The 25,657-nt window shown below is 44.2% G+C and carries 24 protein-coding genes, 2 tRNA genes and 1 riboswitch; of the genes, 1 reads left to right on the top strand and 25 read right to left on the bottom strand.

From position 1 onward, the window contains the following. Positions 1-82: 82 nt before the first annotated feature. The 15 genes from ACSQ2E_RS07440 to ACSQ2E_RS07370 all read right to left on the bottom strand — a co-directional run bounded on the left by ACSQ2E_RS07440 (position 83) and on the right by ACSQ2E_RS07370 (position 12,266). Positions 83-1,087, bottom strand: a complete 1,005-nt coding sequence (locus ACSQ2E_RS07440) for a tetratricopeptide repeat protein (RefSeq protein WP_435989962.1) — start codon at positions 1,085-1,087, stop codon at positions 83-85. A gap of 108 nt (positions 1,088-1,195) precedes the next feature. Next, positions 1,196-1,272: transfer RNA gene (locus tag ACSQ2E_RS07435), tRNA-Arg, on the bottom strand. Positions 1,273-1,406: 134 nt separating this feature from the next. Beyond that, positions 1,407-1,483, bottom strand: a tRNA-Arg gene (locus ACSQ2E_RS07430). Between the two features lie 165 nt (positions 1,484-1,648). Then, complete coding sequence (locus tag ACSQ2E_RS07425; RefSeq protein WP_435989961.1) at positions 1,649-2,158, bottom strand: metallophosphoesterase; 510 nt, start codon at positions 2,156-2,158, stop codon at positions 1,649-1,651. A 13-nt stretch (positions 2,159-2,171) separates the two neighbouring features. Continuing rightward, positions 2,172-2,768 (bottom strand): XTP/dITP diphosphatase, encoded by a 597-nt coding sequence (locus ACSQ2E_RS07420; RefSeq protein WP_435989960.1) that lies wholly within the window; start codon positions 2,766-2,768, stop codon positions 2,172-2,174. A 16-nt stretch (positions 2,769-2,784) separates the two neighbouring features. Next, positions 2,785-3,522, bottom strand: coding sequence for a ribonuclease PH (gene rph / locus ACSQ2E_RS07415; RefSeq protein ID WP_435989959.1), 738 nt, complete (start codon positions 3,520-3,522; stop codon positions 2,785-2,787). Between the two features lie 122 nt (positions 3,523-3,644). Next, positions 3,645-4,721, bottom strand: coding sequence for a GerMN domain-containing protein (locus ACSQ2E_RS07410; protein WP_435989958.1), 1,077 nt, complete (start codon positions 4,719-4,721; stop codon positions 3,645-3,647). Positions 4,722-4,839: 118 nt separating this feature from the next. Next, on the bottom strand, positions 4,840-5,640 hold the full coding sequence (gene racE / locus ACSQ2E_RS07405; RefSeq protein ID WP_435989957.1) for a glutamate racemase: 801 nt from the start codon (positions 5,638-5,640) through the stop codon (positions 4,840-4,842). A 9-nt stretch (positions 5,641-5,649) separates the two neighbouring features. Continuing rightward, on the bottom strand, positions 5,650-6,108 hold the full coding sequence (locus ACSQ2E_RS07400; RefSeq protein ID WP_435989956.1) for a MarR family winged helix-turn-helix transcriptional regulator: 459 nt from the start codon (positions 6,106-6,108) through the stop codon (positions 5,650-5,652). A gap of 259 nt (positions 6,109-6,367) precedes the next feature. Then, the gene (locus tag ACSQ2E_RS07395) at positions 6,368-6,592 is read right to left on the bottom strand and encodes a helix-turn-helix domain-containing protein (protein WP_032087424.1); all 225 of its coding nucleotides are present in this window, start codon (positions 6,590-6,592) and stop codon (positions 6,368-6,370) included. Positions 6,593-6,738: 146 nt separating this feature from the next. Continuing rightward, positions 6,739-7,209, bottom strand: a complete 471-nt coding sequence (locus tag ACSQ2E_RS07390) for an acyl-CoA thioesterase (RefSeq protein WP_435989955.1) — start codon at positions 7,207-7,209, stop codon at positions 6,739-6,741. Between the two features lie 136 nt (positions 7,210-7,345). Next, positions 7,346-8,941, bottom strand: a complete 1,596-nt coding sequence (locus ACSQ2E_RS07385) for a bifunctional metallophosphatase/5'-nucleotidase (protein ID WP_435989954.1) — start codon at positions 8,939-8,941, stop codon at positions 7,346-7,348. A gap of 112 nt (positions 8,942-9,053) precedes the next feature. Next, the gene (gene sdhB, locus ACSQ2E_RS07380; RefSeq protein WP_060671328.1) at positions 9,054-9,821 is read right to left on the bottom strand and encodes a succinate dehydrogenase iron-sulfur subunit; all 768 of its coding nucleotides are present in this window, start codon (positions 9,819-9,821) and stop codon (positions 9,054-9,056) included. Next, positions 9,821-11,584: a succinate dehydrogenase flavoprotein subunit gene (gene sdhA / locus ACSQ2E_RS07375; RefSeq protein WP_435989953.1), complete on the bottom strand. Its 1,764-nt coding sequence runs from the start codon at positions 11,582-11,584 to the stop codon at positions 9,821-9,823. Before sdhA ends, sdhB begins: the two co-directional genes overlap by 1 nt. A gap of 73 nt (positions 11,585-11,657) precedes the next feature. After that, a complete protein-coding gene (locus ACSQ2E_RS07370) occupies positions 11,658-12,266 on the bottom strand; it encodes a succinate dehydrogenase cytochrome b558 subunit (protein WP_098439694.1) in 609 nt (202 codons plus the stop codon). Positions 12,267-12,617: 351 nt separating this feature from the next. On the opposite strand from ACSQ2E_RS07370, the gene ACSQ2E_RS07365 reads away from it, so the two are divergent. Further along, positions 12,618-13,055, top strand: coding sequence for a YslB family protein (locus tag ACSQ2E_RS07365; protein ID WP_435989952.1), 438 nt, complete (start codon positions 12,618-12,620; stop codon positions 13,053-13,055). A gap of 59 nt (positions 13,056-13,114) precedes the next feature. Here ACSQ2E_RS07365 and ACSQ2E_RS07360 read toward each other — a convergent pair whose 3' ends face one another. From ACSQ2E_RS07360 to ACSQ2E_RS07315, 10 genes are all read right to left on the bottom strand, one after another. Then, entirely contained in the window at positions 13,115-14,353 is a 1,239-nt protein-coding gene (locus tag ACSQ2E_RS07360; protein ID WP_435989951.1) for an aspartate kinase, read from the bottom strand. Between the two features lie 187 nt (positions 14,354-14,540). Beyond that, positions 14,541-14,719: riboswitch (Lysine riboswitch) on the bottom strand. Between the two features lie 100 nt (positions 14,720-14,819). Beyond that, a complete protein-coding gene (uvrC, locus tag ACSQ2E_RS07355; RefSeq protein WP_435989950.1) occupies positions 14,820-16,589 on the bottom strand; it encodes an excinuclease ABC subunit UvrC in 1,770 nt (589 codons plus the stop codon). After that, the gene (locus ACSQ2E_RS07350) at positions 16,586-18,064 is read right to left on the bottom strand and encodes a hypothetical protein (RefSeq protein ID WP_435989949.1); all 1,479 of its coding nucleotides are present in this window, start codon (positions 18,062-18,064) and stop codon (positions 16,586-16,588) included. The genes uvrC and ACSQ2E_RS07350 overlap by 4 nt, the downstream gene beginning before the upstream one ends. Positions 18,065-18,198: 134 nt before the next feature. Further along, positions 18,199-19,119 (bottom strand): FTR1 family iron permease, encoded by a 921-nt coding sequence (locus ACSQ2E_RS07345; RefSeq protein ID WP_435989948.1) that lies wholly within the window; start codon positions 19,117-19,119, stop codon positions 18,199-18,201. Between the two features lie 44 nt (positions 19,120-19,163). Beyond that, positions 19,164-19,913 (bottom strand): hypothetical protein, encoded by a 750-nt coding sequence (locus tag ACSQ2E_RS07340; protein WP_435989947.1) that lies wholly within the window; start codon positions 19,911-19,913, stop codon positions 19,164-19,166. Positions 19,914-20,032: 119 nt separating this feature from the next. Further along, complete coding sequence (locus tag ACSQ2E_RS07335; protein WP_435989946.1) at positions 20,033-20,800, bottom strand: glycosyltransferase family 2 protein; 768 nt, start codon at positions 20,798-20,800, stop codon at positions 20,033-20,035. Then, a complete protein-coding gene (locus ACSQ2E_RS07330; RefSeq protein WP_435994440.1) occupies positions 20,793-22,253 on the bottom strand; it encodes an alkaline phosphatase family protein in 1,461 nt (486 codons plus the stop codon). The genes ACSQ2E_RS07335 and ACSQ2E_RS07330 overlap by 8 nt, the downstream gene beginning before the upstream one ends. 6 nt (positions 22,254-22,259) lie before the next feature. Continuing rightward, positions 22,260-23,192, bottom strand: a complete 933-nt coding sequence (locus ACSQ2E_RS07325; RefSeq protein ID WP_435989945.1) for a lysylphosphatidylglycerol synthase transmembrane domain-containing protein — start codon at positions 23,190-23,192, stop codon at positions 22,260-22,262. Further along, on the bottom strand, positions 23,173-24,126 hold the full coding sequence (locus tag ACSQ2E_RS07320; RefSeq protein ID WP_435989944.1) for an NAD-dependent epimerase/dehydratase family protein: 954 nt from the start codon (positions 24,124-24,126) through the stop codon (positions 23,173-23,175). Before ACSQ2E_RS07320 ends, ACSQ2E_RS07325 begins: the two co-directional genes overlap by 20 nt. Positions 24,127-24,286: 160 nt before the next feature. Next, positions 24,287-25,474 (bottom strand): hypothetical protein, encoded by a 1,188-nt coding sequence (locus ACSQ2E_RS07315; RefSeq protein ID WP_435989943.1) that lies wholly within the window; start codon positions 25,472-25,474, stop codon positions 24,287-24,289. Positions 25,475-25,657: the final 183 nt, after the last annotated feature.

The following is a 25,657-nucleotide window of genomic DNA, read 5'->3' as shown; positions in this document are numbered from 1 at the left end:
TATCATCGTAAATATATGAAAAACTTTTACATTACAACCATTACATTATAACATACAGCCACTGTCTTTCAACAGAGGGGGTTTAAATATTCGGAGAGGAAATTTCCTCTAGTTCCGCAAGTCTTGATAGAATCCCTCTGGCTTGAATCGTTTCAACCTGTTCTTTTAACTCTTCTTCAAGGATCGCATCGGCAAACATCCCTGCGATGTAGTAGGCATATACTGCAGCGATTTCTTCCGGTTCTTCCTTAAGTGTAAAAGGATAGAGAAGAAAGGCATGACGTTTCAGTAATTCCTGTGCATGCTGAAATAGAGTAGGATTCGTTTGTGCCAGAAGATCATCCAGGGCATGTGTTGCCCCGATGAAGAAATCCGACTCGAAAACGTCTTCCAACGCTGCAGGAGAAACCCGCTCTTCCATTCCTAACTTCACCACAACTACTTCTTTATCCATTCCATGCTCTTTTAAAACATTTAAAATCATCGTTTGTAAAAATGGATGGGCATCGGGATCCTGTAAAACCCCTTGCAGTTCATCGATAAACGGGTGAATATTACGATGAACGAGCTCTGCCACGATAAGCGTCTGTTCCTCGAGGCTTTTTCCTGACAAGATGGACGGTTGTTCTTCCGTCTGCTCTTCATTATGAGGAACAGCCGCTTTCCCGTTCACTACCTTTTCACTGAAATGGAGAAGCTTCCTGAAGTGCTCTTCCTTTTCAAAGGGTACTTCCCTTTCATCAAAAAGGGCATTGATTGTATCGATTACTTCACTGTGCTTGTGAAGCTGTATAAGAATCATTAAGTACATATCAACGACCTCGAAATAGTCACCGATTCCTTCGAGGAGCATCTCTTTACATATGGATCCGGCCTGATCGTATTGTTTGCTTTCATAGAGCGATAATACGAGTGCCGTATTGATATCCGGATTATCCGGTTCGAGTTCATATGCTTGTGCGAGGAGTTGGGAAGATTCGTGGACTTCCCCTTTTTCCAAAGCCTGCACCCCTTTTTCCAGCAGCCGGTCCTTCAATCCTGGAAACTGTACGATCTTTCCTTTTCCTTCTTGGTTTCCCTTATTCATAAAACGTACCCGCCTATACTGTTTAGTTTGTATTAGTTTAGCACGATATCATTTGGATAACAAAAAAAGCCTACCTCATTGGGGTAAGCTTAGCGTATGTAGAGTTTATGGCGTCCCAGAAGAGATTCGAACTCCCGACCTACAGTTTAGGAAACTGTTGCTCTATCCTGCTGAGCTACTGGGACACATTAAAAATAGCAATTTGACTCAAAAAGCATTGCACCATGTATCGGATAAAAAAAGAGATACCTCACAGTTTACTGTGTCAGTACCCCTTGTTAGTCAAAACCCCGGTATCAAGGTTCGTATGTAATGATTATGGCGTCCCAGGAGAGATTCGAACTCCCGACCGACGCCTTAGAAGGGCGTTGCTCTATCCAGCTGAGCTACTGGGACGTGTTTTTTTCGTTATTTGTTTTTCAAGGACAATATTTATTATATTCACATAGCATAAATAAGTCAACAGGTTTTCAAAAAAAGTTTCATTTTATTTTTCACCTTTGTTTTTACTACCTAAAATCAATATGGGAACCCGTACTACATGGGTTCCCACACTGTATTTTACAAGTTAAATGTTTGCGTCAATTCATCCATCACTACATGATCGTGGGTCAGGAATGTGACGTTTATTTCTTGATCTTTAGTATCTACCAATGCGTAAGTACGTTCACTTCTCCCCCGTGGCAGCAGGATGCTTCCAGGGTTCAGGAATAATGTGCCGTTAATCAATTCTGCCGCCAGGGTGTGTGAATGACCAAAGAACACAAACTGCGCCCCGATCTCTTCCGCTCTGTAGCGGAGTTTCATCAATGACATCTTGATTCCATAGTGATGCCCATGAGTCACCATGATGGTTTGCCCGTCTACCTTCTCTACCAAGTCGTCAGGCAATCGTGCATCCATGTCACAGTTCCCCCGGACAATCAGATAAGATGACAATGCAGGATCATCTGCACTCAACTCCGAGTCACCACAGTGGATCATAGCGTCGACACTGGACTTGTACTTCTCTGATAGATTCAACAATTCATCTTTGGATCCATGACTGTCACTTACAACTAATAATTTCATTCAGATTCACCCTTTAAACTAAGTCTGAAATCATATTTCCGAGCTTTTTTAGTGCATGGCCGCGATGACTGATCTGACTCTTTTCATCTTGTGTCAATTCGGCCATGGTCTTTCCAAGGGAAGGCACGAAGAAGATCGGATCGTAGCCAAACCCGTTCGTCCCCCTCTTATCACGCAGGATCATCCCTTCACAACTTCCTGTCACCGTTTTCGTTTCCATGTCAGGGCCGGCAATGGCAAGCACACAGTAAAAACGGGCCGTTCGGTCGGATTCTTCCACTGACTCAAGCTCCTCTAATACTTTCGCCATATTCGCTTCGTCGCTTTTCTCTTCCCCGGCATAGCGCGCGGAATACACGCCTGGACGACCTTCAAGGGCATCGATGGAGAGTCCGGAATCATCGGCAATCACAAGTTCCCCTAATTCCCTGGCTACGGTTTCCGCTTTTAGAATCGCATTCTCTTCAAAGGTTACGCCTGTTTCTTCCACATCCTCAATATGAGGAAGGTCTAGTAATGTTTGTACCTCATACCCGTAAGGTGCAAACATATGTTGGAATTCTTTTGCTTTTCCCCTGTTCTTTGTGGCTATGATCACTCGTTTTGTCATCGGTTCTCTCATCCCTTTATTGAAATCTCTTTACGATATCGCCTAATGATTGCTGCTGGATTTGGAATAATTCGTGAATCCCACCTTGTCCAAGCTTCAATAATTGATGTAATTGATCCATTGTAAATGTAGCTTCTTCACCAGTTCCCTGAAGCTCCACAAATTCACCCTCACCCGTCATGATGATGTTCATATCCACCAATGCGCTGCTGTCTTCAATATAGTTCAAATCAAGGACCGCTCCGTGTTCTTCTACAATCCCGACACTTGTCGCTGCAAGAAAGCTCTTGAGTGGGAATGAAGAAATCTTTTTACTATCCTGAAGCTTTGCAAGGGCGATGGCCATGGCAACGAATGCCCCTGTGATGGAAGCCGTTCTTGTCCCGCCATCAGCTTGAATGACATCACAATCGATCCAGATCGTGCGCTCTCCCAAAGCATCCAAGTCAACGACCGCTCTCAGGGCACGTCCAATCAAACGTTGAATTTCCATCGTTCTGCCGGAAATTTTCCCTTTGGACGATTCACGGATATTTCTCGTTTCCGTCGCTCTTGGCAGCATGGAATATTCGGCTGTGATCCACCCTTTTCCACTGTTTCTCATAAATGGCGGCACCCGCTCTTCGATACTCGCATTGCAAATGACCTTCGTTTCACCAACCGTTATCAATACTGAACCTTCCGGATGTTTGACGTAACCTGTCTCGATTTCAATATGACGCAATTGATCCTTTTCTCTGCCGTCTGTTCTCATATAATTCCCTCCTGTTTATTGGTGTCTTATGTAAAAAATGGCCTGTTCAAAAATAGAAGAGGTGGCAATCTGCCAACCTCTTTTCAGGTGATTCTATTCATAGTATATCAAAAAATCGTGATTTAAAAACTAATTGCATTCACATTTTCTGGTCTTGTCACCGGTTCAGTCACCGTTTCCCCGTCTTTAGATACGGTGGTCGCTTCACCATTTACGAGTACTGAGACCCCTTTGATGCCCTTTTGCTCTGTTAAGGAAAGGACGAGGGAATTCAGCATATGCTCAGAAACCATTTTTTCTTCAAGGCTTCCATACACCGCTTCATTGAAGTTCAGTGTCACGGTTCCATCCTCCAGCTTCGGATCATCCAACAGCTTCGCCCCCGTAAAGTCACTTGCCAGGGAAGAAGAATAACCCGGTCCTTCGATCAGCTCATTCACCACTGCCTTGACTTCATCCACTGATTTGGTACTGACGCGTTTCGTCACAGGAACATAATAGGTTTTATCATCGGATTGCGACACATAATACACCGTAAGCGGTTTCGTGCTGGTCGGATCTACAACACCTGAAGTATCCACATTGATTCCGACTTTTCTCGTTAGTCCATTTTCGTCGATCGGCGTACCATTCACCGGCATCTCCGTCAGAGGATACCCGTTCACTCGAAGCTCGACTTTTTCAACCGAATCAAACTGGGTCAATGTCCAAGTAACGGACTGCAGGATTTTCTGTTCATCTTCAGGCTGATAATTATTGAATTCCGGAGAAAAATCCGCTATCGCCTTTCCGTCTTTAATATCGACCGTCACTTGTGTATCTGCCGGCAATACAGCCCTGAATCCGTTAGGCAGGATGTTTTCTACCGGACCATTCTTCACAAGGTATTCCACGGCCTGTTTGGCCACGCTTTCCTGATTGGGTAGGGGGATGGACTGGGAAACGACATAGCCGTTTTTATCGATTAAATACAATTCCGTCATGACGGTTTCTGCACCCGCTTTTTCTTTGCTCACCTTTTTCTCTGAATCCTCATTCTTAGCAGTATCGACTTTCTCCCCTTCTTTTAAGTAGGATAAGTCTTGAGGAGGATCGATCTTCTCCTTGTCATCACCGAAACTGAGTAATCCACAACCGGAAAGATATACAGAAGAAGCTAAAACCGTTACAGCAATTGACACCTTCGCTTTTTTTGCCATTGGGAAACCTCCTAAAAGACAGTTTGTACTAACATATATACGAGCCCCGTCCAAAAAATAGACCGAAACTTTTCATAATAAGGACAACAATATAAAAAAACCACCCGACCACAAGATCCTACTCTTGTAAACGGATGGTTTCTGCTTTTACTTCCCCCACTGTCAGCCAATCGGAGGCGATCCGTGAAAAAATCGCCGAAGATCCTGTGTTGAAAAAGCGGTGTTCCGGCTGAAAGACTCCCCTGTACAGGAGGTTGTAATAATCAAGGATCGTACTGACTTCCCGGGCGGTTTCGTCCCCGGAACTTATGACACTGATCTCAGGGCCCACATAAGCCTGTATCTTCGGCTGCAGCAATGGATAATGGGTACACCCCAGGATCAACGTATCAATCCCGGACTCTTTAAGGGGATGAAGCGTCTCCCCTACAATATCAGCCGCCATGGAACTGTCGTACTCTCCACTTTCCACTAACGGAACAAACTTCGGACAGGCGAGTGACGTGACGTCCAGACTACCGTGTAGGGAGTGAAGGGCCTCCACATAGGCGCCGCTATTAATCGTCCCCACGGTTCCAAGGACACCGATCTTCCTATTATGAGTATGCTTGATCGCAGCACGGGCCCCAGGATGAATGACCCCTATCACCGGGATGTCCAAGTGTGTCTGAATTTCATCCAGCACAACCGCAGTGGCTGTATTGCAGGCAATGATCAGCATTTTGATATCATATTGCATGAGATATTGAGTCATTTCCCACGTGAAAGCTTTTACTTCTTGTGCTGATCTGGGTCCGTAGGGACAACGGGCTGTATCACCTAAATAATAGATGGTCTCTTTCGGCAGCTGACGCATCACTTCTCTTGCGACGGTGAGCCCCCCTACCCCAGAATCAATGATGCCGATTGGTTGAATCACATTATTCCCTCATTCTGGTTTAATTTCTTGATGAAGTTTTGCTAAATGATCTTTTAATAATAGCACTTCCTGGTCAGAGAAATCCGTTAAGGCACTCTGTAAATAATTCTGCCTTTTCTTGATTACTTCTTCAATAATTCTTTCGCCCTCTTTTAACATATGAATGCGCACGACGCGACGGTCATTCTCATCCTTGACCCGCTCCACTAACTGGTTTTTTTCCATTCTATCAACAAGATCCGTCGTAGTACTGCAAGCAAGGTACATTTTATTTGAAAGATCTCCAATTGTCATATCCCCATATTCGAATAGCCATTGCAGCGCGATGAACTGTGGAGGCGTGATGGTGTACTGACTTAATATCTCTCTTCCTTTTTGCTTAATGATTGATGATATGTATCGCAGGTCTTTCTCAATATCTGCCACAACTTGTATATCTTCAGTGGATTGCTCATTAGAATTCGTCATTATTTCTCTCCTTTTACATTCAGAAACCGGACATTTACTCCTTTTGATAACCCGGAACGCTTTAGTTTTAGCTCCGTATATCCATAATTGGTCAAGCACGTATTCCCCTTACTAGCATTTTCGCCTTTTTCGTGGAAAAATTCAAGACAAGTTCTCAAAAGGGAACAGAACTAAAAGAGACTGACCCTCATTCAAACATTAATAGGTATCATGTTTAGAAACCTGTTAATTGTTCGGCATCAGAATCAGTCCCTTACATTTAAAGCTTGAGTTCCCCCATGCGAAGAAGCTCTACAACAGCTTGAGATCGCCCCTTCACTCCAAGCTTTTGCATGGCGTTGGAAATATGATTTCGAACTGTTTTCTCGCTAATAAATAGATCACTAGCAATTTCTTTAGTTGTTTTGTCTTGAACCAACAGTTCGAATACTTCTTTTTCTCTTTTGGTGAGCAACGGTTTGTGTGTAAAATCATTGTCCTTCAATTATGGTAACCCTCCTTGCCTTCGCCAGCTTTAAACCGCGGGGATGGGTATTGTTGGTCGTCAGAATATCATATGTGAAGGTAGGGTTTAGAGTGACATAGAGAAGGAAGTTAGATGAAAAAATAGGCAGCGGTTTCTTTCACAACCTAAACCGGGCTCGAGACCACCTTTTCGCTGTGGAGCTTCGCCTTCATTTCTCCCGTCCAAGGGACACCTTTTCCAGTTTCCTTTGATATTTGCACCATGGTTCCTCTACCAGTAAAGCAAACCTGTTCTTCTTCATTCAGACCCATGTAATGTAAATCTACTGAAGAGCGACCAACACGATCTGCCTTCACATATACCTTCAACGTCTCGTCGAAGAATACTTGTTTTACAAAATCACATTGTAAATCTGCAACGACAGGGATCGTATCATGCTCGGGTTTAACCCAGTTTTGCATAAATCCAATGTGCTTTAAATATTCGATCCTGGCTTCTTCAAAATACGTGAATGGAACGGTGTTATTCATGTGTCCAAACATATCAGTCTCAGAAAACCGGACCTTAATATGGATAGAAAATGAAAATTCTTGTTGCCATGTTTCTATATCTTCAATGTATGTAAAATGTTTCAAATTGGCTCCTCCTTTAGTAAACGAAAATGGAAATAAAAAATGAATGATCATTCATTTTTATTATACCCCTTTTCTGAAAAATAAGAAACCTATATGCATAAAATGGAGCCGGCAAGAAAAACCGGCTCTTTCCTACCTATTCTTTTCGTTCCACGATTCTTCCCTCCACTTGCGGGGAAACAGGGGAATGCCTGGTCAGATACTCACTCATCACCTCATACAGATTGAGGTGCAACTCGGATATCCTGCCGTTTTCCTTCGCTTGTCTCAATACCGTGAAACCATCCCCTCCATCTGCAAGGAATGCATTGACTGCGACCCCGTACCTCTTGGAATGGTCAAGAGGAGCCCCTTGTATTTTCACTTCCGTTATTCTATTGCCAATGGGCTTTGAGGGATCAAAGCGAAATGTCATGCCCGATACTTGAAGAAATTGACCTGTCTCCCCGTCCAGGTTCGCTACACTGTGTTCCAAGGCGAGAAGGATCTCCTCACCCGTCAGGTTCAATGTGACAAGGGTATTCCCAAATGGCAGCACCTCCAACACATCTCCCAAGGTAATGTTCCCCGTACCGATAGAATTTCTGATTCCACCACCATTTTGAAATGCGATTTGGGTCGGGGCATATTGATTCGCTTTTTCCAGCATGGCATCTGTAATGAGGTTGCCTAGATTGGTCTCCTTGGTCCGAACGTCCTGACGATTCCCGTTTAATGGGATGTTGGTTACACCAACATCCATGGTCTTTACTACCTTTTCAATGGGCTTCCGCAATTGTGCCAATCTCTTTTCTGCCCAATGATCAGGAGGATAAACGTCATTCCCTATTTGATCTTTGGCCAACACATCCAGCAGCTCACCATTCCACCCGGTCAGTACCCCTTTTTCGGAAAATACAACCATTAATTTACCAAGTGACTTTCCATACTCATCCGCCTGTACAATCAGAGTCGGTTCCGAATTCAAATTGTACACAAGCGGGGATTCTAATCGTGTATGAGAATGGCCGCCGACAATGATATCGATTCCTTTCACCTTTTGAGCCAACACTTTGTCTTGTCGAACTCCCAGATGAGACAGCAGGATGATGTGATTCACGCCCCTTGCCTGAAGTTTTGTCATCTCTTCACGCACTTTCTTTTCGGCATCAAGAAAGACTATCTTCTTATCTGGAGCAGAAAGGAAAGCCGTATTTTCGGTTGTGAGTCCGATGATGCCAATCTTCACTCCCTTGACAGTTTGAATGATAAAAGGGTAAATCTTTCCACCTTCTGACTGTTCCGGAATATTACTTTTCATTAAAGGAGCAAGATTAGGATCAAGACGGACATCCACATTGCTGCTCACCACGGGAAAGGATAATTTCTTAATAAAGTTCGCGAGCACCTCACTTCCCTTATCGAATTCATGATTTCCCAGCGTCATGGCGTCATAGCCAATTTCATTCATGAATCCAGCATCAGCCTGTCCCAGATATTCATTAAAAAACAACGTACCCGAAAACACATCCCCCGCATCCAGCAAAAGGGCTTCCCTATCCTTTTTACGCTCTTCTTTAATTGCTGTATGCAAATACGGAACATTTTCCAAATGAGAGTGAACATCATTCGTATGCAGGATCGTCAGACGGAAAGATCCCCCATCTTCCTCTTCCTTTGCTTTCACCTCATCCAGGTAAACAGGGGATAGATTGGATAACAAGATGACGAATATCAATCCGATTCGCTTCACACTCATCACTCCATATGCTCATTTGTAGTCTACTATGCGACAATTGACTTCATTTTATGAGCCATAACAAAAAAGCACTCCCCCGAAGGAAAGTGCTTTTCATTAGAAAGTATTAATCAACCATATGGTCGCTTCCGAAGAAGTTTTTGAACATTTGGAACGTGGTTTCACGGTTTAGTGCCGCAATCGAAGTCGTCAAAGGAATTCCTTTTGGACAGGATTGAACACAGTTTTGTGAGTTCCCACAGTTGGCAAGTCCACCGTCGCCCATGATTGACTCAAGGCGTTCATCCTGGTTCATGGCACCTGTTGGATGCGCATTGAACAAGCGCACTTGAGATAATGGTGCTGGTCCGATGAAGTCTGACTTACTGTTTACGTTCGGACAGGCTTCCAGACATACACCACAAGTCATGCATTTCGATAATTCATATGCCCACTGACGCTTCTTCTCAGGCATACGCGGTCCAGGACCAAGATCATACGTCCCATCAATCGGAATCCATGCTTTCACTTTCTTCAAGCTGTCAAACATGCGGCTGCGGTCTACCTGCAGGTCACGGACAACAGGGAATGTGCGCATAGGCTCAAGACGGATCGGCTGTTCGAGTTGGTCGACCAAAGCCGTACAAGACTGTCTCGGTTTACCGTTGATGACCATTGAACAAGCTCCACACACTTCTTCTAGACAGTTCATGTCCCAGTTAATCGGAGTTGTGTGTTCCCCTTTTGCATTGACCGGATTACGACGGATTTCCATCAAGGCGGAAATGACGTTCATATTCGGTCTGTAATCAAGTTCGAACTCTTCTTGGAAAGGGGCTGTTTCCGGGCTTTCTTGACGAGTTATGATAAAACGGACTTTTTTATTTTCACTCATCATTTACTTCCCCCTTTATTCTTAGAATAGTCACGCTTACGCGGTGCAATCAGTGATGTATCTACATCTTCATAATGGAATTCAGGAGTGTTCGTCGCGGCATTGTATTTTGCCATCGTCGTTTTCAGGAATTCCTCATCATTACGGTCCGGGAAGTCAGGTTTGTAATGGGCTCCGCGGCTTTCGTTACGATTTAATGCACCGATTGTGATGACGCGGGCAAGTTGCAGCATGTTCCACAATTGACGTGTGAATGTCGCCCCTTGGTTGCTCCATTTAGCCGTGTCATTGATGTTGATATTTTGGTAACGTTCCATCAATTCCTGGATCTTTTCATCCGTTTGTTGAAGCTTGTCATTATGACGTACGACCGTTACGTTATCCGTCATCCATTCCCCAAGCTCTTTATGGATGACATAAGCATTCTCAGTGCCATTCAGAGACATAATGTTGTTCCATTTTTCTTCTTCCTGTTTCACATAGCGGTCGAATAATGAAGATGGGACAGATTCTACCGTTTTCTCAAGTCCTTCAATATACTTAATCGCATTAGGACCTGCAACCATACCGCCATAGATAGCGGATAGTAATGAGTTAGCACCTAAGCGGTTACCACCGTGCTGAGAATAATCACATTCACCTGCTGCGAATAAACCAGGGATATTCGTCATTTGATCATAATCGACCCATAGTCCACCCATTGAATAGTGAACGGCAGGGAAGATTTTCATTGGGACTTTACGTGGATCATCGCCCATGAACTTTTCATAGATTTCAATGATTCCGCCAAGCTTGATATCAAGCTCTTTTGAATCTTTATGAGACAGATCGAGGTAAACCATGTTCTCGCCATTGATACCAAGCTTTTGGTTTACGCACACATCAAAGATTTCACGTGTGGCGATATCACGGGGTACAAGGTTACCATATGCAGGATACTTCTCTTCAAGGAAGTACCATGGCTTACCGTCTTTGTATGTCCATACACGTCCACCTTCACCACGCGCCGATTCACTCATAAGACGAAGTTTATCGTCACCAGGAATGGCTGTCGGGTGAATTTGAATGAACTCACCATTTGCATAATACGCACCTTGTTGATAGACGATTGATGCAGCTGAACCCGTATTGATGACAGAGTTTGTAGACTTACCGAAGATGATCCCCGGTCCACCGGAAGCCATGATTACGGCATCTGCTGCAAATGATTTGATCTCCATCGTTTGAAGGTTCTGGGCAACGATCCCTCTTGCGACTCCATCGTCATCAATGACGACTCCAAGGAATTCCCAACCTTCGAACTTGCTTACTAACCCGGCCACTTCATGACGGCGAACCTGCTCGTCCAATGCATATAATAATTGCTGACCAGTCGTTGCACCGGCGAAAGCAGTTCTATGATGCTGCGTGCCACCGAATCGACGGAAATCCAGTAATCCTTCCGGTGTACGATTAAACATGACACCCATACGATCCAGCAAATGAATGATCCCGGGTGCTGCTTCCGTCATTGCCTTAACAGGCGGTTGATTCGCTAAGAAATCCCCACCATAAATGGTATCATCAAAATGCACCCAAGGAGAATCCCCTTCTCCCTTTGTGTTAACGGCTCCATTAATACCGCCTTGCGCGCAAACAGAGTGAGAACGCTTAACGGGTACCAGTGAGAATAAATCGACTTGCGTTCCTTTTTCTGCTGCTTTAATTGTGGCCATCAAGCCGGCTAAACCGCCACCGACAATAATGATTTTGCCTTTACTCATCGTGACTCACTCCTTTTCCTACCATACTTCTAAGAGCACTTACCTATCTATCAGACTCGTATATTTTTTCTGCTTATACGAAGGCAAAGATTGCACGCATACCGACAATCGATAACGCAACAAAAATCCCGATCGTAACATATGTAGCAATTAATTGAGAACGAGGTGTAACCGTAAGTCCCCAGCTAACGCAGAATGACCATAATCCATTTGCAAAGTGGAAAATCGTTGAAAGAACACCTAGCACGTAAAATCCTAACATCAACGGATTGGATAAAATATTTTCCATCATCTGGAAATTCACTTCAGCGCCGAACGCTGCAGCGACCCTTGTTTCCCAAATATGCCATGTTACGAAAATAAATGTGATCACTCCAGATACGCGTTGAAGTAAAAACATCCAGTTACGGAAATAACCAAACCTGCTTGCATTATTCTTGGAAGTGAATGCAATGTAAATTCCGTAAATTGCATGGAAATACAATGGAAGGAAGATGATAAAGATTTCAAGGAAATAACGGAAAGGAAGACTTTCCATAAAATGTGCCGCCTGGTTAAATGATTCTTCCCCACCAGTGGCAAAATGGTTCACGACTAAATGTTGTGTTAAAAATAATCCAACTGGAATAACACCTAGCAATGAATGAAGCCTGCGATAATTAAATTCTCGATTTCCAGCCATGATTTACCCCCCTTAATGATAAAATATGAATTCGTTTTCTAATACCTTTTACTAATGATTAGACAACGATACATATTTTATATTGTAACAATAATGTGACATGTTCATTTTACTCCCAAGGAGTGGAAGCGTCAAGAAAACGTATACATAAATTCGACAATATCGCAAAAATATTTTCAATATATCAACAACGAAAAACATGAGGTTTTGCCTGATTAAATGTTCGAAAATTCTAATAAATAAACAATAAATATTATAGCACCAAAATATCCCAAGGTCATTTTTTCAAGGTATGGGATGATAATTACCTCTTTCATGTATATAATAGTTTTATAGAAAGAGGGGATTTACTTGGAACAGAAAAAAGAAGAAGTACATCAGCCGTCCGTTCCAATCTTCGGATATGAAATGTTACGCGACATCTTGATTCCAGACATATTAGGAAAGCACACACCCGATATCCTGTACTGGGGAGGAAAGCAGCTCTCGAGGAAATTCCCCCTTCAGTCAACGGAAGAAATATCTTCCTTTTTCGAGGAAGCAGGATGGGGCACCCTTACACTTCTGGAACAAAAAAGAAATGAGATGACATTTGAATTGAATGGACCTGTAATCGAACGGCGTCTGTCACTGAAAACGGATGTGAACTTCAAACTGGAAACGGGCTTTATTGCCGAACAAATTCAGCTTCTAAGAAAATGTGTGGCAGAAGCTGCTGACGAATTACATAAACGGAGTCAATCGGTCAAAGTGGTTGTAAGATGGGACGACAAAGACCGGATTGAGTAGTCAATCTCCTAGTAAAGGGTTGCCCTGATCATTCAGGACAACCCTTTTTCATGATGATCTTACAGCGTGACTTCTTCCATCTTCACGGCATCCAGATGAAAGGCCGTATGTAAGACACCTGCCGCCTTTTGCATATTCTCGCCATCCACTACTGTCGACACTTTAATTTCAGAAGTGCTGACCATTTTCACCACAATGTCATTTTGAGCCAGTACTTCAAACATTTCCGCGGCCACACCCGGGTTTGAAATCATCCCCGAACCGACGATGGAAACTTTCGCAAGCCCACTCTCATGCTCGACGTGTGTGAAATTCAACTGCTCTTTATTTCGTTCCAGAACAGCGAGGGTTTCATCGAGATCGTGCTCCTTGATGGAGAAAGATAGATTGGTCGTTTTCTGATCCGTCTGGGTCTGAATGATGATATCTACGTTCAAATGATTTTCGGCCAACGTTGTGAACACAGATGATAGTCCTGTTAAAGCATTTCGCAGTCCAAATACAGTGACGCGTGTAATTTCATTCTCAAAGGCTACCCCTCGTACGATTAAGTTCTGTTCCATGCTTGCTTCCTCCTCAATATACGTTCCTTCCACTCGTTCAATACTGGATCTGACTTCTAAAGGAATTTGATAATTCTTGGCAAACTCCACAGCCCTTGGATGCAGGACCCCCGCCCCGAGGTTTGCAAGTTCGAGCATTTCATCATAGGAAATCGACGGTAACTTCCTTGCTCCTTTTATATAGCGGGGGTCTGTCGTGTAAACCCCGTCTACGTCTGTATAGATGTCACAGCGCTCCGCTTTCAGGGCAGCTGCAATCGCAACGGCCGTTGTATCCGACCCGCCCCTGCCAAGTGTTGTGATTTCACCCGAATTTGTCATGCCCTGGAATCCCGCCACGATGACCACTCTTCCTTTCTGAAGGTGAGTCGTCATTTTATCGGTATGAATATTTGTAATCCTTGCATTGCTGTGGACAGATTCCGTTTCGATGCCAGCCTGCCAGCCCGTGAATGAAATGGCATCATGTCCCGATTGGATAAGGGCCATCGTAAGGAGTGAAATGGTCACCTGTTCCCCGGTTGAGAGCAGCATATCCATTTCTCTTTTGCTCGGTTGGGACGTGATCTCCCTTGCAAGACCAACAAGTGTATCCGTCGTTTTTCCCATGGCAGATACGACGACGACCACATCATTCCCTCTTTCTTTTTCTTCAATGATCCTAGACGCAACATTTTGAATTCTTTCCACAGACCCTACTGAAGTGCCACCGAATTTTTGAATAATAATACTCACGACTTCTCCCTCTTTCTGAGCGTCGCCGCTCTTTTTCATGATGAAGAGTACAATCACAATCATCCTAAACGTTCATAGGACAGGATCTTTATAACAAAATCCTGCGCTGATAATAAAAAAAGCAATGAGAATAATATCTCATTGCTTTATGAACATACAGCAGAACATACAAATAGGTTCATCGGCATTGTGAGATAGCTCTCCAAGATTGAATCATCTTGACAATCCTGCATTTCTTAAACGCAGGACCAGCAGATATAGCATGAGACTATAACCACTTCGGCGATTCTCCCCTTTCCAGGCATGTCGGCGGGGCTCATCCCCCTCTTTACCTGTACTTTTGAAGTTCGCACCTCTATCACCACTTAAAAAGTGATAATGTTATAAATTTTTGTTAAGTATAGCACATAAAAAATTGTGATTCAATGCACAATTTTTAAATAAATTGAATTCATTTATTCAGCTGCTACTTCAACTTCTCCACCAATATCTTTGCCACGGCTTCTGGAATTCCGATTTCTGTAAATTCCTCCACTGTCGCTTCTTTCATCTTTTTCATTGAACCAAAGTGTTTAAGAAGCTGTTTTTTCCGTTTTGGACCGATGCCGTCGATGTCGTCAAGGGTCGACTGGAATGCGCTCTTTCCTCGAAGTTGACGGTGGAAGGTGATGGCGAACCGGTGAACTTCATCCTGGATCCGCTGCAGGAGATAAAATTCCTGGCTGCGCTTTTCGAGGGGGACGATCTGCAACGGGTTTCCGTAAAGCAGTTCCGACGTCTGATGCTTGTCGTCTTTCGCAAGGCCACCGATCGGGATGTCGAGACCCAATTCATTCTCAATCACATCCCTTGCCGCTTCGATCTGACCTTTTCCTCCATCGATGATGATGAGATCCGGTAAAGGAAGTCCGTCTTTCAACACTCTCGTATATCTCCTCCGGACAACCTCCCTCATGGAATCATAATCATCTGGCCCCTTGACGGTTTTAATCTTGTACTTGCGGTATTCGTTCTTGGCAGGTTTCCCGTCCAAGAAGACGATCATCGCCGAAACAGGATCACTTCCTTGAATATTTGAGTTATCAAAGGCTTCAATCCGGAAAGGCGTATAAATGCCCATATGATCCCCCAGGCGCTCAATGGCTTTAATCGTCCGCTCTTCATCTCTCTCGATCAGTGCGAATTTTTCTCCAAGTGCCTGCTTGGCATTTTTCTCTGCAAGCTTCACAAGCTCTTTCTTCTTTCCACGTTTCGGCCGGGTCATTTTTACCTCCAGAAGTTTTTCCGCGAGATCGATGTCAATCGCTTCAGGCAGAAAGATCTCTTTCGGCTTAAAGTGGTTGGATTTGGAGTAGAACTGACCTAAAAACGTGAGAAACTCATCCTCAGGTTCATTATAGAGAGGGAATAATGACACATCCCGCTCAATGAGCTTACCTTGCCGGACGAAGAATACCTGAACACACATCCAGCCCTTATCAACGAAATATCCGAACACATCACGATCCGTGAAATCGGTCATCGTCATTTTCTGCTTTTCCATGGTCGCTTCGATATGAAGAATCTGATCGCGGAATTCCTTCGCTCTTTCAAATTCCAGATTTTCCGAGGCTTCATTCATTTTCACCGTCAGCTGGTTCTTGATTTCCTTGTATCCGCCGTTCAAGAATCGGGTTATTTCATCTGTCATGTCACGGTATGTGTCTTTGCTCACTTCTTTAATACAGGGAGCAAGGCATTGGCCGATATGATAGTAAAGGCAGGCACGGTCGGGAAGATTCGAGCATTTCCGTAAAGGATACAAGCGGTCGAGAAGTTTTTTCGTTTCATTTGCCGCCCCGACATTAGGATAGGGACCGAAATACTTTCCCTTTCCCCGTTGGACCTTTCTTGTGGTAATGAGTCTCGGGTGGCGTTCATTCGTTAACTTAATGAACGGATAGCTTTTATCATCCTTCAACATGACATTGTATTTAGGGTCATACTTTTTGATCAAATTCATTTCGAGGACAAGGGCTTCCAGGTCAGATGACGTCATGATGTACTCGAAATCCTCGATCTCCCCTACCAGCCGCTGGGTTTTCGCATCATGGGAGCCGGTGAAATAGGAACGCACCCGGTTTTTCAATACTTTGGCCTTTCCCACATAGATGATCGTACCCTGCCTGTCTTTCATTAAATAACAGCCCGGTTGGTCGGGAAGCAGCGCTAATTTATTCGTGATATTCTGATTCATCCTTCTTCCTCCTCCCTCTGTTTCTCCCATTTATATAATGTCAGGTCGTGATAGATGGGATCGATGAGCTCACTGGAATGGAAATGCTTCTCGACTTTAACGAATCCATCCACCTGGATCCCCTGTTTTTTAAACCCTTCGACTACTTTATCTGTCAGATAAATATCCCGTTCAGGGTAATACCCTGCGTCAGTGGTAAACACTTCGTACGTTTGTACTTTCTTATGAATAAAAGGGACGTCAAGATACTCGAGTACCCTGGACTCTTCCCATGTATATACGACGAGAGGCTTTCCTTTCCCTTCACTCTCTAAATAATCGGCCATTTGATAGACAGCCGGAACGTCCGATGCATGTTTATATAATAACGTACTTGTATGGTAAACCTGAAGCAGAAGGAATGAGAGGACAAGTTTGAAACCTGCCCGGGAAAGTCGTTGTGAAAGCAGCTTTCCCGCTCCAAGGAACAAAGCGATCCCGATCAAAGGCAAAGCATGACGGGGCTTCATCACATTCTGGGCAAAAAGGGCCCAAAGAAAATAACTTCCCATTAGCATCAGCATCAGGCTTGTCATATAACGATTCCCATGCGAATCCTTCCTTACTGCAGCCAAACCGACCACCATTAGAATGAGAAGGAGCAGGGATTCACCTACACCCCCAACCCAAATCGTGTTGACAAAGATCAGTTTCACGATTCTGTCCAAGAGGCTTAGACCTGAGGCGCGGATCGTTCCCCCCCATTCTTGAAAATGTCCGTTCGTGAAGGAGAGGCCCAATCGGAGGAAGCTTTCATATCCCCCTTCTGACATGCTGATGCCCGCTACCCAGAGGAGCTGGAACAGGATTGCAATGAGGAGGTAAACGAAGGTATCCAGAAATGTTACCATGCCTTCCTTCCACTTTCTGTACAGGACCATCAGGATCCCGATTCCAAAGACCAGATAGGATAATCTGATTCCAAGAAGCAGGCTGAATAGGAACAGGGGAAGGATGAGAAATCCGTTATGAGTTCTCTCATTGGCGAAAACCAAACTCCATATGTACCACCACATCACCCCGACTGCCGCTCCCTCGGACATCGGCTGATTCACCATCAGGACTGTGAAGCTGCTCGTATAAACGATCGCCGCTGCCATCCCTGCATAAGCCGGTCGCACGATTCGTTTCATCAACAGAAAAAGAGGGATGATCGCACTTCCATATAGGATGATATTAAATAGGGTCAGGGCTTGGACGGGATCTCCCACCATCAGATGAAGGACCTTGCCTCCCAAGATGAAATAAGGATATCCTGGGAAATGGGGCTGCATCTGATACATATCAAAATGCAGGACACCCAGTGCAAAATCCACCATATCCCAAGTAGCCGCGTAGGATGGGATCCACATCACCTGAAGAACAAAAATAGCCATCACAGCAAATGCCCCTGCCACATTCGGCCAACTCATAAACTCCCCACTCTTCACTCTCAACGACTTCACCCTCATACTTTGTTAGACTCTCAACCATTAAAAAAAGCACCAAACATACATTCCTTTAAAGAGTGTACACCTTTCGAAAAGGGTGTTCAATCTTTAAGGGTAATGAGGTTTGGCACTGATACAATTTATTTAGCTTGTGGACTCAAATCCTTCACTCCGCCTTTGACCTCTTCCTTTGCTTTCACCGACTCCCGCTTCGGTGCAGTCAGGAAGTAAATCGCTACGAAATAGCCGATATACGAAATCACTTCTTCGATGGACGGCATGGAAGAATATCCGAACAACGCTTTAAGGAAAATGCCTACATCACCGGATAACAACGGGGCAGTTCCCGTATCACGCAAGTAATGGGCGTAATCGATCGGATGCTCAGGCAGTAACCAGGTCAGGTCGTAAAGATGTGGAATCACACTGCCGATCAACCCTATATCCTGCATCATGGAAATCGCCTGTACAAGAAGTCCTGCAGATATGAGGATAATGAATGCACCGGTCACTTTAAAGAAGCTCTTTAATGAAATTCTCATTGTGCCTTTAAAGAAGAAGTAAGCTACGACACAACCGATGACGACTCCCGTAATCGCTCCCCAGCCCTGCATGGCCGCTCCGATATCCCCACCTGTGATGGCGGCGAAAAAGAATACGGTTTCCACACCTTCGCGGAGCACAACGAGGAACGAGTGGATCACCATCCCGACGATATTACCTGTCGAAATAAAATGCTTCATTTTCCCTTCCATGTTTCCTTTAAGATCACGGCTGTGCTTCGCCATCCAAAAGACCATCTGGGTAAGAAGGACGGAGGAGACCAGCATGATGCCGATCTTCAGGTACATCTCGCTTCCCATGGCGGCAAATCCCGTAAAGACGACCTGAAAGAGCATCGCTACGCCTACACTGGCTATTATCGCTAATCCTGCACCCAGCCAGACAAACTTTGTAAACCGGCCATGATTCGTTTTCTTCAGATAGGTAGTGATGATCCCGATGATCAGTAACGCTTCCAGGACTTCACGAAAGGTGATCAGTAAAGCTTGTAATTCCACATTAGTTCCCCCTTACTTGCTTAAAGACTATTTCTATAGTGACCTTATTTACGTTTTCTGACGGCATACACAATCGCTGCAGCAAGAACCCCCACGATAATGATGATGGGTAACCAGTTCTTCAGGTTGGAAATATCCGTCCACTCCTGTTTCCCGCTTGATTCCTCAGTGGCACTTTCAGAAAAATGTCCGACTTCAAGACTTTTAATGTCGAATTCTTTTTGCAGCGAATCCACTATGACTGTTTTACTTTCTTTAAAAGCGTCCTGATCGGATTCCTTTGTTCCGACTCCGAACAACCCCGGGTTCCCGAGGGATGAGAGCGCTTGATCGAATTCAGTCCTGATCTTTTGATCCAATTCAGGGTTTTCCCCTTCTACTTTCGGGGATAACGTTTTATATGTAGCAAATCCTTTTGCGAGTAATCGCTTACTCGTATCATATTCCGAGAAGTTTTTATCAATGCTTTCAAGTCTTCTGGCAATATTGAGGACAAGGAGTTCATCCAGGTTTTCAATTGCCTCTTTCTTTTCTTTGTTATCAAGGTTCTGAAGGATGATCTTCGAAGGTTCTTCACCCATATGCTGATCCACTTCTTCTCGAACCGTTTCATAAATCTTTTTGGACTCTGAATAATTCGGAGGGTCTTCATCAAGCTTGATCATGATTTCTTTATATGCTTCTGCTATTTTCTCCTCACTCGGGTCGCCGTATGAATAGGCGGATGCCTGTGAAGACAGCATGATACTTCCTAATAAAAACAGTAGTACGGTGGTTATGAACGATTTTTTCATGTATGATTCCCTCCTATTTTCAATGATAATGATTATCATTCGTATTGTCAATAAAAAATAAGTACTCAAGCATAGGAGCCGGAGTACTTATTTTTTGTTAAAGATGAGGTTTTATGTTGTTATTTTGCAAAATGGTTCGTTCCTTCATCTGAAGGGATGTAATGAGCCTGCTCTTCCACATATACCTTCTCCACCGGTTTTTTCATCTCTTGTATAATGGCGGGAAGAACAGAAGACATATAGGCTTTGAACTTAATGAAGGACCGGCCCGTCGTTCTCACATAATACAAAATCGGGATTTCCTTCACCCGAAATCCTTTACGGATAAGGTTCAAGGTTAACACTTGAGCATAATTGTAATCATGTATGATTTCTGCATGTTCCATGGCCTGTCTCGAGAACGCCCTCATACCGGACTGCCCATCGTAGATCCACTTTCTGAGAAGGACGCATTGAAGAAGGGTAAAACAATAGTTGCCCAACCGGCGGTGAAGCTTCATCCCATTGATGGTACCCAAGAATCTAGACCCCATGGTATAATCTGCTTCCCCTTTAAAAATCGGCTGCAATAGTTCGGGTATTTGTTCTGGCGGGTACTCTCCATCCGCATCAATCATGACCCCGATGTGAGCATGGAGGTCAAAGGAAGCACGCAGTCCTTCTCTCACCGCGGCACCCAGGCCCCGATTATTCTCAAATGTTATGATGTGATCGGCACCAGACCTTTTAGCCACTTCAACCGTTCGATCCGTTGACCCGTCATTGATGACCAATACTTCCACATCTACGGAAGGATGGAAGGAGCGGGGCACCCGCTTAATGACATCCCCGATCGACTCTTCTTCATTATGGGCCGGCATAAACACAATGACTTTCTGTTTATTCATGTTGCTTCCAACGCTCCTTTAACGCCTCGTTGAGGACAGGTCCCCTGCTGTGACTCGGAAATGGCGCCCCTAATAAATGGGCGATGGTAGAGGCCATGGAAACGAGACTGTGCTTCTCCTGGACTTTCTCTCCCTGTTTGATCCCCGGGCCGACCATAAAGAATGGGACGTATCTTTCCCCTTCATCCAGATGACCATGTCCGCCGATTCCATCTGCCTGTCCGTGATCCGCACATATCATAAGGGTCGTGTTCTCCATCTTCCCTTCCGTTTCGAGCCACTTGACGTATTCTTGTATCAGGCGATCCGCCTCTTCAATCTTTTCGATGTATTCATCATATAGGACGCCCCTGCTGTGCCCGATTTGATCTGTACCGATCAATTGGACAATGAATAGATCAGGGTCCTGTTCTTCCATGATGACTTTCGCTTTATTGATAATATTTCGATCTGCTTTGTCTTTATGCATCACGGCAGTGACCGTCTCAACATCTTTGCCGAAGGAATCCACCAGATGGGCAATCCCCAGCATCTTCCCTTTTTTCCCTACTTTCCGTAGAGAATCAAAGATGCTTTCCACCTTGATCCCAAGCTTCCAGACCATATTGGATTTCATGCCGTGTTCCTTCGGATAAGTGCCTGTGAACATGGACGAAAAGCAGACAACCGTTCTTGCAGGATAGACGGTTTCCATATTCAAATACTCGGTCCCCTGTTCCATCAATGAATCAAGATATGGCGTATTCGCTTCATAGAAGCGTTCTTTCCTCATACCGTCGATCACGATGACAACCACTTTTTCATTCATCAGCTCCTCGTCAATCGCCTCACCGGTTGTAAAGGAGTCATACTGCTTCGGCTTCCAGTCAAAAAGGAAATGGTGAAGAATGAACGCTAAAGCGAATACTGCACCGCAGAATACGAAATAATGAGTGGCCGGAAGCAGTTCCCCTGTGGCTAGATTCGTCATCATTCCATCCCACACCGCTAGCAGCAGCAGGAATTTCGGAAGCTGTTCCTGGGCATTTCCGCTCGTTGAGTCACTGTTCTTCAACACCAGTTTCCAAAAACGGGTGAAATTCAGCCAATCCGTCCCGATCCGGAGATGGTAATAAAATGTTCCCCAGAAAAAGACGGTAAAAAAGAAATAAAGACCAATCCCGAAGCCCCACAGAGCTAAATTGGGTGATTCAAAGAATAACAGATAGCCGATGATCGGAATCCATAAATAGTTTCTCAGGAACAACGGAAAATCATAATAGAAATACAAAATAAATAGGGGTAGGGTAAACAGCAAGCTTATGAGGAATGGAAACCATTCCCCTTGCAGCAACCCTTGTAAATGAAAGAGTGTCATGGTCCCTATGACAAAAATAGGGGTGAATGGTTTCCCTTCATTCAGCAGGTTCCAGCATCTGGCCGCCGTTTTTTCAAATTTTGATGCGCTCTTCAATTTCATTCATCCTTTCATCCTGCTCCACCGTTTCACATTTTTGATGGAAACGGGGCATACAGCAATTACGATTCCTCCTGCTATAAAGGAGAATATAAACTTTAACCCATGACTCACGATCGCCATGGAAAGACCAATGCCAAGTGGGATACCGGCAGTAAGCAATGTATAGCTCATGACCGATTCATACGTACCAATTCCTCCAGGGGCAAATTGAAATAACTGGCCGATGATCGTCACACTATTGACCCAAACCGCCTTACCCATAGATAGGGGTTCAAGCATGATTATGGAAACTCCATAAAGAATGGCCCCTTCCAATATCCAGCTCATGAATACGAGGGTGATGACCAGGAGCCCCCTGCCGCCTGATAAGGCAGCTTTCAGCATACTGAACTGCATGCAGAGAAAGTCGGAAGCGACGTACCTTAGTAGAAGTACCCCTATCAATACAGAACCCACGACCAATCCAATCGAGTATAAACCCGGCAGTTTTAGTGGCAGCGGAATAAAGAGCAGCCCGATTCCTGCCAGAATCATGAGAAATAAAATGTCCATCACTCTCAAGACAAATACAGAATGAAACGAGCGTGCAACACTGATTTGCTTTTCACGCTGATTCATCACCATGACCCGCAGCCCGTCTCCTACCTTCAACGGAAACACATGATTGAACAACAAACTGTAAAACAATCCGATTAAACAGCTTGATAATCGCACATGTTCATTCAGGTAGATTTTCCACGCCATCCCCTTCAGTAAAAAAGATAAAAAATAGATTCCCAGAACACTGAATAGGATAAAAGGGTGTTCAACCATCTGCCCGATGGCTTCCATCATAAACTCTTTGTCAAAATAGAAGGTGACCAGGATGAAAAACAGTCCCAGTAATACTAATCTAACAGCATTTTTTGCGAAATTATAATACGTTTTGTTCATGTTCTTTCATCCATTGAACCGTTCTTTTTATACCTTCTTCAAATGAGACAGAAGGAGAATAGCCGAGGATCTCTTTTGCTTTCATACTATCTGCATATGTTGTCGTGACATCCCCGACTCTTCTATCCGTGACGCAGAGCTCAAGAGAGGGGAAGTGTGTTCTCAGTTCACTTATCAGGTCCTCCATAGAAGCCGGCGAACCATTGCCGAGGTTAAATGTTCCCGACGCTTCACTTCTGACCGCCTTATATGTACCATCCACGATATCATCTATGTATGTATAATCCCTCTTATTTTCCAGTCCATATATCGGGATTTCCTGACCATTCATCAGCTTTTTGATAAACGAATAAATAGCCATGTCGGGTCTGCCCCATGGCCCATAAACCGTAAAGAAACGAAGGATCGTCAAGTCCATTCCATAAATGGACGCATAGGCTTTACAGAACGATTCGGCACTGTACTTTGCAGCGGCATATGGAGACACTACCTCACCCGTTGCGTCATCTTCTTTTGATGGTTTGTGACCGGTATTTCCATAAACGGATGAAGAAGAAGCGAAGACAAATTTCCTGATGCCGCTCTCCCCCGCTATCCGCAGCGTGTTGATGGTCGCCTTGATGTCGTAATCGACATATTCATTCGGCACACGCAAGGAATGGGAAACGCCTGGAATGGCCGCCAGGTGGACGACGCAATCGGCTTTAAAATCATGAAATACTTCTTGTAATTCCTGTTCATCTAGTAGTAAATCTTTTTGGACGAAGCGGAATGAACCCATTTCCCTCACAAAGGACAACTGCCTCTTTTTTCTTTCAGGTGAATAATAGGGATGAAAGCTGTCTATGATCAACAGCTCGTGTTTCTCTTCAATGAGCTTTCTGGATAGATGGGATCCGATGAACCCGGCACCGCCTGTAACAATAATCTTCAATTCCTTACACCTCGTACATTACGATTTAATCATTTCTATATTGTACCTCACATAAGTGAGAAAGTGAAAAAGGGTTGACCCCAATGTGCAAAAAAGCGCCATCCCCCAAGCAGAACTTGAAGGATGGACTTTACACACTATTCAGGGTCAACCCAATAAACTATTTATTCGCTTTCGCCACCACATCATTCAATACGTTCTGAATGTCCGTTCTGAGCGTTTCTGCTTTCTCTTTATCCTGTGACTTAACAGCTTCTAAGTAGCTTTGAGCATCGCTTGATAGAGATTCATATTCTTCTTCTCCCATGAGACTCTTTAGATCTGATGAGATAAGGTCAATGAACAGTGCACCTTCCAAGGCTGTGATTGCCGCTTTATCTTCGCCCCAGTTCTCTCCACTTTCCTCATATTCGTGTATGGCGATTTTAGAGAAACCGCGAACAAATGCATGGTTCACTGCTTCAGGGTCGATGGATGTCACATCGGTTTGCAGATCGAATTGTTTGTTAATCATTTCTGCTTCTTCAGGAGCATTCCCTGATAGATAACTATCAAGAGATTGATAGAATGCCCAGCCTTCTGCCTGCTCTGCTTTTGCAGCTTCAGCATTTTCCTTCGCTTCTTCAGAGGCTTTCATCGCATAACCGTTCGGAAGGGCACCTGCTGCAAGATAAAATGTCTTCATGAGCGTCTTATCCACAACTTGTTTGCCCAGTTGGAAGCCGAGCTCATCATCCTCTTCGACCGCCTTCTCCATTTCACTGAATCCACCATTTATCGCATCAATCATTTTCGTATCATAAGCCTGGTCACGCTTTTGAACAGTTGGCTCAAGAATGTCATAGAACTCTTTCGCTTCTGCTATTTCTTCATTCACTTCTTCTTTATTTCCCCAGTTTTCCGCTACTTCCGTAAATTCATGCTTCATCGATGTATAGAAAACTTTTTGCATTAATTTATCAAAAATCTGTGCTACCACCACTTGATCGAGGGAACCATCCTTACCTGCTTCAAGAGCTGTGGAAATATGTTCATCCACTTTACCTTCAGTTTCCTGATCACGTTTTTGCACAAGCTCCTGTAAGTCATCCTTATAAATGGACGTCACTTTATCATAATCGACTTCTTTGTCTTCTTTCGCTTTTGAAAGTTCAGCCTTTGCTTCTTCAAATGAGGCAGAGAAATCAATGTCCGCTTGTTCAGCTTCATCTTCTTTTTCAACCTGTTTTGAATCATTTGAAGCAGACGTTTTGTCCTCACTGCTCTTCTCATCTGTTCCACAACCCGCCAAAACGGAACCTGTTAATAAGAATGCTGCAAAAATCTTCGTTAAATCTCTCTTTCTCATATGTATAAACCTCCGACTGTTTAATTGATAATGATTTTCAATTCCATTTAAATTATATCGAGAACGATTCTCATAGTCAACGAGTTTTTGAAAATTTATTGGCGGGGAACACTTTAGGGAGTTCGTTGCAGTGTATTGGGGGGGTAAAACAACAATAGAGTAGGGTGACCTTTCTCAAGGCCA

The organism is Rossellomorea sp. LjRoot5 (assembly GCF_964253455.1).
Taxonomy (GTDB): Bacteria; Bacillota; Bacilli; order Bacillales; family Bacillaceae_B; genus Rossellomorea.
Note: the sequence above shows the minus strand (reverse complement) of the source record. Positions and strands in the feature narration are given on the sequence as shown.